Here is a 14,287-nt window from a genome sequence, read left to right as displayed (position 1 = left end):
GCGTACGCGGCCGTCACGACCGATGAAACGACCGTCAGGGGATGGCGGCCCCCGCCGAACGGTGCCGCCCGGCCTCCACCGCGACCTCCCGGGAGGCGACCGCGGCCACCGAGGTGGCGGCACCGACCCCGGCCAGCACCCGCGGCCAGAAGTCCCCGAAGACCTCGACCGAGACGGCGATCAGCAGCGCGGTGACCACCGCGACCACGTGCTCCAGACCGGCCAGGTTCGGCAGCACGATCGCCTCGCCGACCATCAGGGTCACCACCAGGGCGGCCGTGAGCCAGGCCCGGCAGCGGAACGCGATGCAGATCGCCAGCGCCACCACCGCGGCCGACGGCCCGGTGTCCCGCACGTAGGCGACCCACTTCGGGAAGCCGAACAGGTGGCCCGGCCCGATGGCCACCCCGATCCGGGCGAACAGCGTGCCCGTCAGGGTGCAGGCGTAGGCGACCACCAGCGTCATCCGCCGGCCGAGCACGATCTCGGCGATCGCGAAGACCACGAACACCTGGGCCAGCGCCCCCCAGACCGGCAGGTCCAGGGCCGGCACGTACAACGACAGCGGGGTCCGCACCAGCGAGACCTCCAGCGGCAGCGCGGCCCGCACCACTCCGATGTGGTTGACGAACCGCTCGCCGCCCGGCAGGTGCTGGACGATACTGAACAGCAGGATCAGAAACGTCGCCGCCGTGGCCAGCGGGAACGCGGCGAACCTCTTTCGCACCACTGCGTCCCGGACCGTGACGTACAACGCTCCCCACTCGGCGACAGCGGCCGTTCTGGCTAGCGCCACCGGCCCCTTTCGCACGCCCCCCGCGTGGGTCCTGTGAATCACAACGTTTCTCCTGAATCCCCGAACTTCTCAGCCACTCCAACATTAGAAGCCAGTTAACAAATCCACATCGGCATGGATGGGGATTCAGGTCATCCTCAGGGGGGAGAACAATCCCCCCACCGGGTCCCCCATCGGACCGATCGGGCCCTCCACCCCACCCCCCGTCCGACCGGGCAGGCCCCCCTCCGCCCCCGACGGAGGGTTATCCCTCCCCGTCCCGCGCCGCCACCGGCACCCGGGGGGCCACCACGGCGGCCCGGGAGTGTCGGCGACGGAACAGCGCGGGCAGGCTCGGCGCGACGATGAACCCCTCGGCCCGCGCGCTCGCCAGGCCGATCCGCGGAATCTCGCTGCTCTTCTCGAACAGCAGGTAGCGCGGCTCCCAGATCGGCCGGTACTTGGCGTTCGCGCGGTACAGCGACTCGATCTGCCACCAGCGCGAGAAGAACCCCAGGACGGCACGCCACAGCCGCAGCACCGGGCCGGCACCCAGCCGCGAACCGCGCTCGAACACCGACCGGAACATCGCGAAGTTCAGCGAGACCCGCTTCAGCCCCACCTCGTCGGCGCGCTGCAGCAGCTCGATCACCATGAACTCCATCAGGCCGTTCTCGGTGTCCCGGGCCCGGCGCATCAGGTCCAGCGAGAGCCCGTCCGGGCCCCACGGGACGAAGCTCAGCAGCGCCGCGAGCTCGCCGTCCCCGTCATGGCACTCCAGCATCACGCAGCGGCCGTCGCCCGGGTCCCCGAGCCGGCCCAGCGCCATCGAGAAGCCCCGCTCGGTCGCACCGTCGCGCCACTCGTCGGCCTTGGCCACCAGCTGCGCCATCTCCTCCTCGGAGATGTCCTCGTGGCGGCGGATCCGCACCGTGTACCCGGCCCGCTTGACCCGGTTGTAGGCCTGCCGGACCACCCGCATCGCGCGGCCGTCCAGCGAGAACTCGTCCAGCTCGACGATCGCCTCGTCGCCCAGCTCCAGCGCGTCCAGCCCGTGCCGGGCGTAGATCACACCGGCCTCCTCGGAGGCGCCCATCACGGCCGGCGCCCAGGCGTGCTCACGGGCCTCGGCCAGCCAGGCGTCGATCGCGCCCGGCCAGGCCTCCGGGTCGCCGATCGGGTCGCCCGAGGCGAGCGAGACCCCGCCGACCACCCGGTAGGTCACCGCCGCCTTGCCGCTGGGGGAGAAGACCACCGCCTTGTCCCGGCGCAGCGCGAAGTAGCCCAGCGAGTCGCGCTCGCCCTGCTTGTCCAGCAGGCCGCGCAGCTTCGCCTCGTCCTCGGGGTTGAGCAGCTCCTTGCCGCGCGGGCTGCGGAAGGCCACGTACAGCACCAGCAGGAACAGCACCGCGCCCATCGCGTTGATCGCGGCGTTCACCCAGGTCGGCGCGGCGATCACCGAGCGCAGGTGCTCGGACGGGGTGATGGTGATCATCCGGCCGACCGAGTAGCGGAAGAGGTCCCACCAGCCGGCGCCGTTCAGCTCGTTGGTCAGCCAGACCAACAGCGCGCCGACGCTGCCGCCGAACACCAGCCCGCCGACGAAGGTGGCCGCCGCGGTCTTCGGGTTGGAGCGGTCGCCCTTGGACGTGAACTCCTTGCGCCCGATCAGCAGCGCCAGCACGAACAGGCAGGTCAGGATGGTCGAGATGTAGTTGAGCGGGTGCTTGTTGAACCGTTCCCCGGGCAGCACCATGACCGTCAGGTACAACAGTGCGAACACGCCGCTGAGCGCCGCGTTGAAGATCCACGCGGCCCGCTTGCGGCGCCGCATCGCGACGGCGAGGAAGACCGACAGCACCGCGGCGGCCAGGCCCGAGGTCATCAGGTACGGGGTGAAGTACTCACCCTCGTTGTGCTCGGAGACCTGGTTCCCCCAGGGCACCAGCAGCACCGTGGCCACGTTCAGCAGTGCCAGCAGCCGCAGGTACCAGACGGAGGCCACGGCGGCCCTCGGACGCCAGCGGTCGAGCAGCCCGGCGGGCCGGGGCCCGGTCGACGTGGCGGACGGCTCCGGCTTCACAGTGGACGACACAGCTCAATTCCAAACGATCAGATGGTGGGGCGCATCCGCACACGGCCCGGCGCCGGGCGCCCGCACGGGCCCGGCGGACTGACCGGCCACCCCCGCCCACCGGCTGCCCGCAGGGAGCGGCGGGCCGGAAAAGGCAGCCAACTCCATGGTTCCCCACCATTCCTGAGAATTACGTGAACCGGGTAGCGGATTCCCACCCCCGCCGAACGGCGGGGGTCGACACCCCCCATGCGTTCGGCGCCCCGCCGTCGCTACCCCTACCCTCAAAAGCGATCCCCGCGGACCGCCCGAACCCGGCCGCCCGAACCGAGGAGGCACCATCACCACGACCCGCGTGCTGATCGTCGACGACGAGATCCTGGTCCGCTCCGGCCTGGGCCTGATCGTCGGCTCCGCCCCAGACCTGGAGGTGGTCGGCGACTGCTCCGGCGGGCAGGCCGAGGAACACGTCCAGCGCCTGCGCCCGCACGTGGTGCTGCTCGACATCCGGATGCCGGACCTCGACGGCATCTCCGTGCTGCGCCGCCTGCGCGCCCTGCCCGACCCGCCCGCCGTGGCGATGCTCACCACCTTCGACACCGACGAGTACATCGGCACCGCGCTGCGGGCCGGCGCGGCCGGCTTCCTGCTCAAGGACACCGCCCCCGAGCAGCTGGTGCACGCGGTCCGGGTGCTCGCGGCCGGCGGCAACATCCTCTCCCCGACCGTCACCCGCACCGTGATCGGCGGCTACGTCGACGGCGGCGGCCCGGACGCCGAGGCCACCGCGCTGGCCCGCACCCTCACCGGCCGGGAGCTCGACGTGCTCGCCCTGCTCGGCGAGGGCCTGTCCAACGCCGAGATCGCCGACCGGCTCTTCCTCGGCACCGGGACGGTCAAGGACCACATCAGCGCGATCCTCGGCAAGCTCGGCGCCGCCAACCGGGTGCAGGCCGCCGTGGTCGCCCACCGGGCCGGCCTGGTGCGACCCAAGTCCGGCGACGGGGCATGACGACCGTCGACCAGCTGCCGTCCCGCCGGCTGCCGGCCTGGTGCACCGCGCCCTGGCTGATGCTCCTGCTGCCCGTCCTGTACTCCCTGCTGGACGCCGCGCTGGTGGCCCGGGACGCCACCTGGTGGCAGTTGGCGCTCTCCACGCTGGCCGCCGTCGCGCTGTTCTGGCGCCGCCGCTTCCCGGTGGCGGTGTTCCTGCTCACCATGCCCGGTACCTGGGTGGAGGCGATCTGGCTGGCCCCGATCACCGCCGTCTACACAGTGGCCACCGGGCGTCCCAGCACCAAGGTGCTGTTCCCCTGCGCGGCCCTGTTCACCCTGGTCTCCTTCTTCCACTGGCCGCTGCCGACCCCGGTCATCGACCTCAGCCGGAACACCGCCCTGGACGCCATCCAGGCCGTGATGCTGGCCGCCGGCCCGGCCGCCACCGGTCTGCTCTCCCGAACCCGGCGAGAGCTGGCCGCCCGTCTGGAGGAGCTGACCCGCGGCCAGGAACGGGAGAGCCGGCTGCTCGCCGAGCGGGTGCTGATGAGCGAGCGCGGCCGACTGGCCCGGGAGATGCACGACGTGGTCTCGCACCAGGTCAGCCTGATCAGCATCCAGGCCGGCGCGCTCCAGGTGAGCACCGCCGACCCGGCCGCCGTGACCGTCGCCCGCACCATCCGCGAACTGTCCGTACGGACCCTGGACGAGCTGCGCCAGATGGTCGGGGTGCTGCGCGGCACCGGCGCCCCGTCCCCGGCCGCCCCGCTCGCCCCGCAGCCCCGGCTGGCCGACCTGCCCCGGCTGATCGAGGAGAGCGGCCTGACCGCCGACGCCGAGCTCAACCCCGGTGACCGCCCGTGGCCGGAGGCGGTCGAGCGGGCCGCCTACCGGACCGTCCAGGAGGCGCTCACCAACATCACCAAGTACGCCCCGGAGGCGGTGGTGCACGTGAAGGTCCGGGCGAAGGGCCGCCGGCTGCGGGTGGAGGTCCGCAACGAGGCGCCGCCGGTCCGCCCGGCCGAGACCCTGCCGGGCGGCGGCCACGGGCTGGTGGGCCTGCGCGAGCGCGCCCAGCTGCTGGGCGGCACGCTCACGGCCGGCCCCACCCAGGACGGCGGCTTCGAGGTCCGTGCCGAGCTCCCCGCCACCCACTCCTGAGCCGAGCGCCCCGCTCACGGACCGCGCCCGGCCGGGGTCCGTGAGCACGGACCCCGGGGAATGAGTTGGGAGAACGAGAAAGCCCCGCAGATCCGAAGATCTGCGGGGCTTCGCTGTGCGCGAGGGGGGAGTTGAACCCCCACGCCCTTTCGGGCACTGGAACCTGAATCCAGCGCGTCTGCCTATTCCGCCACCCGCGCATGGGTGTTGTCTTCTTTGCCGACCTTCCCTCAGAACCGCTCGATACCATGTGGTCTTCGCGCTTCCTCGGTCCGACTTCCCTTCCGGGCGGCCCTTCCGACGTGGAAAACAGTAGCACGACCTGGGGGGCAGCTCCGAATCCGTATCCGGGGGGACCGACCGGACCCGAACGGGCGAACGACGAACGGGCGAGCGAAGGAGGGAGGCGGCTCCCACCGGCACACCTGGCGTGCGGCACCCGGCATGCGTCACCCTGTGTGTCCGAGCCCACCCCCGGGCACCACGCGGTCCGGGAACCGTACGGAAGGGCCCGGCGTGGATACGATCAGTACGGAAGTACCGCAAGTAGGCACGACCGACTCCTCGGAGGACCGCTCCTCGGAGAGGGCCGGTCGGCAGGCAGGCGAACGAACCCTGGAAGGGGGTGCCCCATGGGGATGCTGAAGAAGTTCGAACAGCGACTGGAGGGTCTTGTCAACGGCACCTTCGCCAAGGTGTTCAAGTCCGAGGTCCAGCCCGTGGAGATCGCCGGCGCTCTGCAGCGCGAGTGCGACAACAACGCGAGCATCTGGAACCGCGACCGCACCGTCGTGCCGAACGACTTCATCGTCGAGCTCAGCCCGCACGACTTCGAGCGGCTCAGCCCCTACTCCGGCCAGCTCGGCACCGAACTGGCCGGGATGGTCCGCGAGTACGCCGAGGCCCAGCGGTACAGCTTCATGGGCCCGCTCCAGGTGAACCTGGAGAAGGCCGACGACCTGGACACCGGCCTGTACCGGGTGCGCAGCCGCACCCTGGCGGCCGAGGAGCCCCAGCAGTACTCCCCGCCGCCGCAGCAGCAGCCCGGCTACGACCGCCAGCCGTCCGCCCCCGCCCCCGGCGCGCCGTGGCAGCAGGGCGGTGCCGGGCAGTACAGCGCGCCCCCGCCGCCGGCCGCACCCCCCGCGATGCCCGCGGCCCCGCCCGCCGGCGGCAACGTCCGCGCCTTCCCCGGCTCCGGCCACGGCGCCTCGGTCCGCCGCTGGATCGAGGTGAACGGCGCCCGCCACCAGATCTCCGGCGCGGCCTGCGTACTCGGCCGCTCGACCGAGGCGGACGTGCGGATCGACGACCCCGGGGTCTCCCGCAAGCACGCCGAGATCCGCCCCGGCACCCCCTCGATGGTGCTCGACCTGGGGTCCACCAACGGCATCGTGGTGGACGGGCAGCACACCCAGCGCGCTACGCTCCGCGACGGCTCCCGAATCGTCGTGGGCTCCACCACCATCGTCTACCGGCAGGTCGAAGGGTAGTGTCCGAGTTGTTCGCGCGCCTCGCTCACCGACTGGCGGGACGGCCATGTCAGAACTGACCCTGACGGTCATGCGGCTGGGTTTCCTCGCCGTACTGTGGCTGTTCGTCATCGTCGCGATCCAGGTGATCCGCAGCGACCTGTTCGGCACCAAGGTGAACCCCCGCCCCTCCCGCCGCGGCGCCAACGCCGCACCGGGCGGTACCGCGACCACCGCGGGCGCCGGACGTCCGGCGCCCGCCGCCGGCGGGTCCACCGGCTCCGCCGCGGGCCAGACCCAGGGCGGCGGCCGCCGTCGCGGCGCCCCGACCCAGCTCGTCGTGGTGCAGGGCTCGCTGGCCGGAACCACCGTGGCGCTGCAGGGCCAGACCATCACGCTGGGCCGCGCGCACGACTCCACCATCGTGCTGGACGACGACTACGCGTCCTCCCGGCATGCCAGGATCTATCCGGATCAGACTGGGCAGTGGACGGTCGAGGATCTAGGCTCCACCAACGGCACCTATCTGGACCGGCAGCGCCTGACCGCGCCCACCCCGCTCCAGCCGGGCATGCCGATCCGTATCGGCAGGACCGTCATCGAACTGCGGAAGTAGTAGCGCATGAGGGCAAGCATCCCGTCCAAGACCCAGAGGGGGGCACAGGTCGCATGACCCTGGTGCTGCGCTTCGCCGCCGGCTCCCACAAGGGATTGATCCGGGAGGGGAACGAGGACTCCGGCTACGCCGGGCCGCGGCTGCTGGCCGTGGCCGACGGCATGGGCGGCGCCGCGGCCGGCGAGGTCGCGTCCTCCGAGGTGCTCGGCTCGATCGTCCGGCTGGACGAGGACGTGCCGGGTGCCGACCTGCTGACCCTGCTGGGCAACGCCGTCCAGGGCGCCAACGACCGGCTCCGGCAGATGGTCGAGGAGGACCCGCAGCTGGAGGGCATGGGTTGCACCCTGACCGCCATGCTGTGGACCGGCCAGCGGATGGGCCTGGTGCACGTCGGCGACTCCCGCGCCTACCTGCTGCGCGACGGCTCGCTGGTGCAGATCACCCAGGACCACACCTGGGTGCAGCGCCTGGTCGACGAGGGCCGGATCACGCCCGAGGAGGCCGAGACCCACCCGCAGCGCTCGCTGCTGATGCGGGCCCTGGACGGCCGCGGCCAGGTCGAGCCCGACCTGTCGATCCGCGAGGTCCGGGCCGGCGACCGCTACCTGATCTGCTCCGACGGCCTCTCCGGCCCGGTCAGCCACCAGACCCTCCAGGACACCCTCGGCAGCTTCTACTCGCCCGAGCAGACCGTGCAGGAGCTGATCCAGCTCGCGCTGCGCGGCGGCGGTCCGGACAACATCACCTGCATCGTGGCGGACGTCATCGACGTCGGCGCCACGGACACCATGAGCGGCCAGTTCAACGACGTCCCGGTGGTGGTCGGCGCGGTCGCCGACACCCCGCCGTCCTCGGCCGCCGCCGACCGTTCGATCGCGGACACCCCGGCCGGCCGCGCCGCCGGCCTGGGCCGTAGCCCCCAGGGCGCCTTCGGCCCCGCCGAGGGCTACGAGGACGGCTACGGCGCCGCGCAGGGCGGCTTCGGCCCCCCCGAGGGCTACGAGGGCGAGGCCGGCTACGGCTACTCCTCCGCCGAGCCCTCGGTGTACGGCACCGAGGACTTCGACGAGGAGCAGCCCCCCAAGCGCAAGCGTCGGGGCCTGACCGTCTCGCTGGCCGTCCTGGTCACCCTCGGCCTGCTCGGCGGCGCCGGGTACTTCGGCTACCAGTGGACCCAGGACCAGTACTACATCGGCGAGGACGGCGACCACGTCGCCATCTACCAGGGCGTCAACCAGAACCTGGCCGGTCTGAGCCTGTCCTCGGTGCACGAGTCGCACAACGACGCCCCGCTGAAGTGGCTGCCGCAGGACCAGCGCGCCCAGGTGAACAAGACCATCTCGGTCGGCAGCCTGAAGGACGCCGAGAAGACGATGACCGACCTCGTGAACTGGGCCCAGCTGTGCCAGAAGGTCGCCGGCACCACCACCGGAGCGGCCCCGCAGGGCGCCCAGCCGGGAGCGGCCCCGCAGAGCGCCGCACCGACCCAGGCCAGCAAGGCCTCGTTCGTGGCCGCCGTCCCCGTCCCGGGCGAGAAGGAGAAGACCCCGCGCCCGGCCGCGGCGGCTCCGACCGCCACGCCGACCCCGACCGCGCCGAGCACCTCCGCCCCGACGCAGAACGCCACCCCGCCGGTGGCCGCCGCCCCGAGCGAGCAGGCCCAGCAGCCCCAGCTGAGCGACGATGACCGCAGCCGGGCCGAGTCCTGCCCGAAGCAGTGACGTCCGTGACCCGACATAGGTCCGCCCGGAGCGGGCTTGCCGGCCGTCAGGGAGCGGTCACCACGTGAGCAGCTACAACCTGAGCGGCGATACCGGCCGCGCCGGCCGTCGGCGCCGGGCGGTGGCCCAGCGAGCCGTGCCCCGGCGCCGGGGCAACACCACCATCTCGCTCCAGGGCGCGCCGAACCGGCGCAACACCGAGCTCACGCTGCTGGTCTTCGCGGTCCTGCTGCCGATCCTGGCGTACGCCAACGTGGGGCTGGCGATGGACTCCCGGCTGCCGGCCGGCATGCTCGGCTACGGCCTCGGGATGGGCTCGCTGGCGCTGGTCGCGCACCTGCTGGTGCGCCGCTTCGCGCCGTACGCGGACCCGCTGATGCTGCCGATCGCCACCCTGCTGAACGGGCTGGGCGTGGTGATGATCTGGCGGCTGGACAAGGCGGGCAAACTGCTCAGCGGCAACTTCCCGGCGGCGAGGAACCAGCTGGTCTGGTCCGCGCTCGGGGTCGCGCTGTTCATCGGCGTGATGGTCCTGCTGAAGGACCACCGGGTGCTCCAGCGCTACACCTACATCTCGATGGTGGTGGCGCTGGTCCTGCTCGCCGCGCCGGCCTTCTTCCCGGCCCGGGCGGAGGACTTCGGCGCCAAGATCTGGATCCGGATGGGCAGCTTCTCCATCCAGCCCGGCGAGTTCGCCAAGATCATCCTGACCGTGTTCTTCGCCGGCTACCTGATGGTCAAGCGGGATGCCCTGGCACTGGCCAGCCGCCGCTTCATGGGCCTGTACCTGCCGCGCGGCCGCGACCTCGGCCCGATCGTCGTGATCTGGCTGCTCAGCCTGCTGATCCTGATCTTCGAGAACGACCTCGGCACGTCCTTCCTGTTCTTCGGCCTGTTCGTGGTGATGCTCTACGTCGCCACCGAGCGGACCAGCTGGATCCTGTTCGGCCTGCTGATGTCGATCGGCGGCGCGGTCGCCGTCGCCACGACCACCAGCCACGTGAAGGTCCGCATCGACGCCTGGCTCGACCCGATGGCCGCGTTCTCCGCGAACCCGCCCAAGGGCTCGACCGAGCAGATCGGCCAGTCGCTGATGGCGCTCGGCTCCGGCGGGGTGACCGGCTCGGGCCTGGGCCAGGGCCGCTCCTGGCTGATCAACTTCGCCGCGAAGAGCGACTTCATCCTGGGCTCCTTCGGCGAGGAGCTCGGGCTCACCGGCCTGATGGCGATCTTCCTGCTGTACGCCCTGCTGGTGCAGCGCGGCCTGCGCACCGCCCTCGCCGCCCGCGACCCGTTCGGCAAGCTGTTCGCCGTCGGTCTCGCCTCGGCGATGGCGCTGCAGGTCTTCGTCGTGGCCGGCGGGGTCACCGGGCTGATCCCGCTGACCGGTATGACCATGCCGTTCCTCGCCCAGGGCGGTTCGTCCGTGGTCGCCAACTGGGCGCTGGTCGCGATCCTGCTGAAGATCAGTGACAGCGCCCGCCGACCCGGGGTCGAACCGGCCCCGGCCACCGAGGGCCAGGGAGGACCCGTCCGATGAACAAACCGATCCGCCGGGTCTCGATCTTCTGCCTCGTGCTGATCCTGGCCCTGATGGCGCGCACCAACTGGGTCCAGGGAGTCCAGGCCGATTCCCTGGCGTCCAACAAGAACAACAAGCGCCAGCTGTACGACCGCTACGCCCAGCCGCGCGGCAACATCATCGTCAGCGGCCAGCCGGTGACGAAGTCCGACTTCGTGAACGGCCTGCGCTACAAGTACAAGCGCTCCTGGGTCGACGGCCCGATGTACGCGCCGGTGACCGGCTACTCCTCGCAGGCCTACGGCTCCAGCCAGCTGGAGAACCTGGAGGACGGCATCCTCTCCGGCAGCGACGACCGGCTGTTCTTCCGCAACACGCTGGACATGATGACCGGCGAGCAGAAGCGCGGCGGCGACGTCGTCACGACCATCAACGCCAAGGTCCAGAAGGCCGCCTTCGACGGCCTCGGCGACAAGAAGGGCGCGGTGGTCGCGCTCGACCCGAAGACCGGCGCGATCCTGGCCCTGGTCTCCACCCCCTCGTACGACCCGAGCACCTTCGCCGGCGGCGACAGCGGCGACACCAAGTCCTGGCAGGACCTCAACGCGGACCCGAACAAGCCGATGCTCAACCGGGCGCTGCGGGAGACCTATCCGCCCGGCTCGACCTTCAAGCTGGTCACCGCGACCGCGGCGTTCGAGAACGGCCTGTACCAGAACATCAACGACGCCACGCAGACCCCGGACCCGTACACCCTGCCCGGCACCCAGACCGTGCTGAAGAACGAGAGCCCCAACGAACGCTGCGAGAACGCCACGCTCAAGTCCGGGATGGACCAGTCCTGCAACACGGTCTACGCCAAGATGGGCGCGGACCTCGGCAAGGACAAGATGCGGGCGCAGGCCGAGAAGTTCGGCTTCAACAGCACGGTGGACACCCCGATCCGCTCCGAGAAGAGCATCTTCCCGGACAGCCCCAGCCTGGACGGCACCGCCCAGGACTCGATAGGCCAGCACGACACCCGGGCCACCCCGCTGCAGATGGCCATGGTCTCCGCCGCGATCGCCAACAACGGCAGCCTGATGCAGCCGTACCTGGTCGACCAGGAGCGCTCGGCCTCGCTGACCACCATCTCCAAGCACACCGAGAAGCAGTTCTCCCAGGCGATGAGCCCGGCCACCGCGCAGAAGATGCAGGACCTGATGGTCTCGGTGGTCGAGAACGGCACCGGCACCAACGCCAAGATCCCCGGCCTGCAGGTCGGCGGCAAGACCGGCACCGCGCAGCACGGTGAGGACAACGCCGGGCTGCCGTTCGCCTGGTTCACCTCCTGGGCCAAGACCCCGGACGGCCAGTCGGTCGCGGTCGCGGTCGTGGTCGAGGACGGCTCCAACAACCGCGACGGCATCAGCGGCGGCCGCCTCGCGGCCCCGGTCGCCAAGGCGGTGATGCAGGCCGCGCTCGGCAAGTGAGGGGAGCGCGGCCGACGGTGAGGCGAATGTCACGATCGGCACCCCGGTCCGGATACCGGTCTGATATCGGCCGACGGCTGACTCCGGTCCGGCGGGGTGCGACCGGTAGCGTATCCGCCAGCAGCGGGTGTGCCCGTTGCCGCCCGCGAGGCGACGCACGGCCCGGCCGGAGAACCGGCCACGGCGCGCGCGGCGTCACCCAGAGCGTGCGGGGACACCTACGTCACAACCTCACCGGCGGGTGAGGGAGAGGGTCGGAACTATGGAAGAGCCTCGTCGCCTAGGCGGCAGGTACGAGCTCGGCGGCGTCCTCGGGCGCGGCGGCATGGCCGAGGTGTACCTCGCCCATGACACCCGGCTCGGCCGTTCCGTCGCAGTGAAGACGCTCCGGGCCGACATGGCCCGGGATCCGTCGTTCCAGGCCCGCTTCCGTCGCGAGGCACAGTCGGCGGCGTCCCTGAACCACCCCGCGATCGTCGCCGTGTACGACACCGGCGAGGACTACATCGACGGCATCTCCATCCCGTACATCGTGATGGAGTACGTCGAGGGGTCGACGCTGCGCGAGCTGCTGCACTCCGGCCGCCGGCTGCTGCCCGAGCGGGCGCTGGAGATGACCATCGGCATCCTCCAGGCGCTGGAGTACTCGCACCGGGCCGGCATCGTGCACCGCGACATCAAGCCGGCCAACGTGATGCTGACCCGGCAGGGCAACGTCAAGGTGATGGACTTCGGTATCGCCCGTGCGATGGGTGACGCCGGGATGACCATGACCCAGACCTCGGCCGTCATCGGCACCGCCCAGTACCTCTCCCCCGAGCAGGCCAAGGGCGAGCAGGTCGACGCCCGCTCCGACCTGTACTCCACCGGCTGCCTGCTCTACGAGCTGCTGACCGTGCGCCCGCCGTTCGTCGGCGACTCCCCGGTCGCGGTGGCCTACCAGCACGTCCGGGAGGAGGCGCAGCCGCCGTCCGTCTTCGACCCCGAGGTGCGCCCCGAGATCGACGCGATCGTGCTGAAGGCGCTCGCCAAGGACCGCGACTACCGCTACCAGAGCGCCGACGAGATGCGCGACGACATCGAGCGCTTCCTCGACGGCCTCCCGGTCGCCGCCGCCCAGCAGGCCGCCGCCTACGGCATGGGCGGCGCCGGGTACGGCTACGACCAGAACGGCTACCCGCAGCAGCACGACCCGTACGGCCAGACCAACGTGCTGCCGCAGCAGCCCGGCGGCCCGACCACCGTGCTGCCGCAGGCCTCCGCGCAGCCCGGCTACGGCCAGGGCGGCTACCAGGACGACGGCTACGGCCAGACCTACGCCGGTGCCCCGGGCGGCGGCCACGACGGCTACGACGACGGCTACGGCGAGGGCGGCCGCGGTCGGCGCGGCGAGGACCGGCCGAAGAAGAGCAACACCTCCTGGATCGTGCTGGCGGTGGCCGCCGTGCTGGTCCTGGTCGGCACCTTCTTCGTGGCCCAGGCGATGTTCAGCGACAAGGGCACCAAGGACACCGCGAAGGTGTCCGTGCCGAACCTGGTCGGCAAGAGCCTGGCCGACGCGAAGACCGCCGCCGGGGCCAAGCTCCAGGTGACCGAGGGCGACAAGATCGCCTGCCCGGACGCCACCATCAAGAAGGACCAGGTCTGCACCCAGAACCCGGTGGCGGGCGGCCAGGTCGCCGAGAACGGCACCATCACGGTGCAGATCTCCTCCGGCCCGGCCAAGGCCCAGGTGCCGAGCGTGGTCGGCAAGACCAAGGACCAGGCCACCAAGGCGCTCTCCGACGCCGGCTTCACCAACGTCACCACCGAGTACAAGGACGACGACACCGCTCCGCAGGAGAACGTCACCGCCCAGGACCCGGCGGCGAACCAGACCGCCGACCCGAGCGCCCCGATCAAGCTGACGGTCTCGCAGGGCAAGACCAAGGTGAACGTCCCGAACGTGGTCGGCGCGCAGAAGGACGCCGCGGCGGCCCAGCTGCAGAGTGCGGGCTTCCAGGTCGACATGTCGAAGACGGTGCCGACCACCGACCCGACCAAGGTCGACACCGTCGCGGCGCAGTCGGTCCCGGCCAACACCAAGGCCCCGGCCAACACCAAGATCACGCTGACCGTCTACAAGGCGCCGGACAAGGCCCAGGTCCCGCCGCTGCAGAACGTCAAGCTGTCGGACGCCATCGCCCAGCTGCAGAAGGCCGGCCTGGGCTACACCGTGGTCGGCCCGCAGGACCCGAACGCGATCGTCCAGATGAGCAACCCCGGAGCCGGCACCCAGCTGGACCCGAACACCCAGGTCCAGCTGTTCACCAAGGCTGCGGACCCGACCAAAGGGGGCGACCCCTTCACCACACCCCCCAACCCCAAAGGGGGGCCCAACAACTAAGCCCCTGTTCCCCTGGTTCTGAGGCTTGGCCGTCCCGAGCAACAACGCCCGAGGGCCCGTCGCGGTGATCGCGACGGGCCCTCGGGCGTTGC

At 71.4% G+C, this 14,287-nt stretch carries 9 protein-coding genes, 1 tRNA gene and 2 pseudogenes; 9 read left to right on the top strand and 3 right to left on the bottom strand.

Features of this window, described 5'->3' with window-relative positions; all coding sequences use genetic code 11:
* Positions 1-34 precede the first annotated feature (34 nt).
* Positions 35-730 (bottom strand): hypothetical protein, encoded by a 696-nt coding sequence (locus ACGF12_RS01420; RefSeq protein ID WP_393023749.1) that lies wholly within the window; start codon positions 728-730, stop codon positions 35-37.
* A 310-nt stretch (positions 731-1,040) separates the two neighbouring features.
* Entirely contained in the window at positions 1,041-2,810 is a 1,770-nt protein-coding gene (locus ACGF12_RS01415; protein WP_393023952.1) for a phosphatidylglycerol lysyltransferase domain-containing protein, read from the bottom strand.
* Positions 2,811-3,210: 400 nt separating this feature from the next.
* Between ACGF12_RS01415 and ACGF12_RS01410 the strand changes: the two genes are divergently transcribed.
* Positions 3,211-3,861: a response regulator gene (locus ACGF12_RS01410; protein ID WP_393023949.1), complete on the top strand. Its 651-nt coding sequence runs from the start codon at positions 3,211-3,213 to the stop codon at positions 3,859-3,861.
* Positions 3,858-5,006 carry a sensor histidine kinase gene (locus ACGF12_RS01405; RefSeq protein WP_393023746.1) on the top strand — a complete coding sequence of 383 codons (1,149 nt, stop codon included), beginning with the start codon at positions 3,858-3,860 and terminating at the stop codon, positions 5,004-5,006. Before ACGF12_RS01410 ends, ACGF12_RS01405 begins: the two co-directional genes overlap by 4 nt.
* A 116-nt stretch (positions 5,007-5,122) precedes the next feature.
* On the opposite strand, the gene ACGF12_RS01400 is transcribed toward ACGF12_RS01405, so the two are convergent.
* A tRNA-Leu gene (locus ACGF12_RS01400) sits at positions 5,123-5,206 on the bottom strand.
* 432 nt (positions 5,207-5,638) lie between these two features.
* Between ACGF12_RS01400 and ACGF12_RS01395 the strand changes: the two genes are divergently transcribed.
* The 7 genes and pseudogenes from ACGF12_RS01395 to pknB all read left to right on the top strand — a co-directional run bounded on the left by ACGF12_RS01395 (position 5,639) and on the right by pknB (position 14,195).
* Positions 5,639-6,499 carry an FhaA domain-containing protein gene (locus ACGF12_RS01395; protein WP_393023743.1) on the top strand — a complete coding sequence of 287 codons (861 nt, stop codon included), beginning with the start codon at positions 5,639-5,641 and terminating at the stop codon, positions 6,497-6,499.
* A gap of 46 nt (positions 6,500-6,545) precedes the next feature.
* A pseudogene (locus tag ACGF12_RS01390) lies at positions 6,546-6,689 on the top strand (FHA domain-containing protein); the annotation flags it as partial.
* 90 nt (positions 6,690-6,779) lie between these two features.
* Positions 6,780-7,094, top strand: a pseudogene (locus ACGF12_RS01385) (FHA domain-containing protein); the annotation flags it as partial.
* A 53-nt stretch (positions 7,095-7,147) separates the two neighbouring features.
* A complete protein-coding gene (locus tag ACGF12_RS01380; RefSeq protein ID WP_393023740.1) occupies positions 7,148-8,815 on the top strand; it encodes a PP2C family protein-serine/threonine phosphatase in 1,668 nt (555 codons plus the stop codon).
* Between the two features lie 121 nt (positions 8,816-8,936).
* A complete protein-coding gene (locus ACGF12_RS01375) occupies positions 8,937-10,355 on the top strand; it encodes an FtsW/RodA/SpoVE family cell cycle protein (RefSeq protein WP_393023946.1) in 1,419 nt (472 codons plus the stop codon).
* On the top strand, positions 10,352-11,809 hold the full coding sequence (locus ACGF12_RS01370; protein ID WP_393023737.1) for a peptidoglycan D,D-transpeptidase FtsI family protein: 1,458 nt from the start codon (positions 10,352-10,354) through the stop codon (positions 11,807-11,809). The genes ACGF12_RS01375 and ACGF12_RS01370 overlap by 4 nt, the downstream gene beginning before the upstream one ends.
* Before the next feature lie 262 nt (positions 11,810-12,071).
* Positions 12,072-14,195 (top strand): Stk1 family PASTA domain-containing Ser/Thr kinase, encoded by a 2,124-nt coding sequence (gene pknB, locus ACGF12_RS01365; RefSeq protein ID WP_393023734.1) that lies wholly within the window; start codon positions 12,072-12,074, stop codon positions 14,193-14,195.
* The last annotated feature ends 92 nt before the right edge of the window (positions 14,196-14,287 follow it).

Source organism: Kitasatospora sp. NPDC048296 (assembly GCF_043201815.1).
Lineage (GTDB): Bacteria > Actinomycetota > Actinomycetes > Streptomycetales > Streptomycetaceae > Kitasatospora.
This window is presented reverse-complemented; position numbering and strand designations above follow the sequence as displayed.

What these genes read in the sequence shown, in the direction of transcription:
- ACGF12_RS01405 (WP_393023746.1), top strand. Translation starts at nt 3,858, where the DNA reads ATGACGACCGTCGACCAGCTGCCGTCCCGCCGGCTGCCGGCCTGGTGC.
- ACGF12_RS01395 (WP_393023743.1), top strand. Translation starts at nt 5,639, where the DNA reads ATGGGGATGCTGAAGAAGTTCGAACAGCGACTGGAGGGTCTTGTCAAC.
- ACGF12_RS01380 (WP_393023740.1), top strand. Translation starts at nt 7,148, where the DNA reads ATGACCCTGGTGCTGCGCTTCGCCGCCGGCTCCCACAAGGGATTGATC.
- ACGF12_RS01370 (WP_393023737.1), top strand. Translation starts at nt 10,352, where the DNA reads ATGAACAAACCGATCCGCCGGGTCTCGATCTTCTGCCTCGTGCTGATC.
- pknB (WP_393023734.1), top strand. Translation starts at nt 12,072, where the DNA reads ATGGAAGAGCCTCGTCGCCTAGGCGGCAGGTACGAGCTCGGCGGCGTC.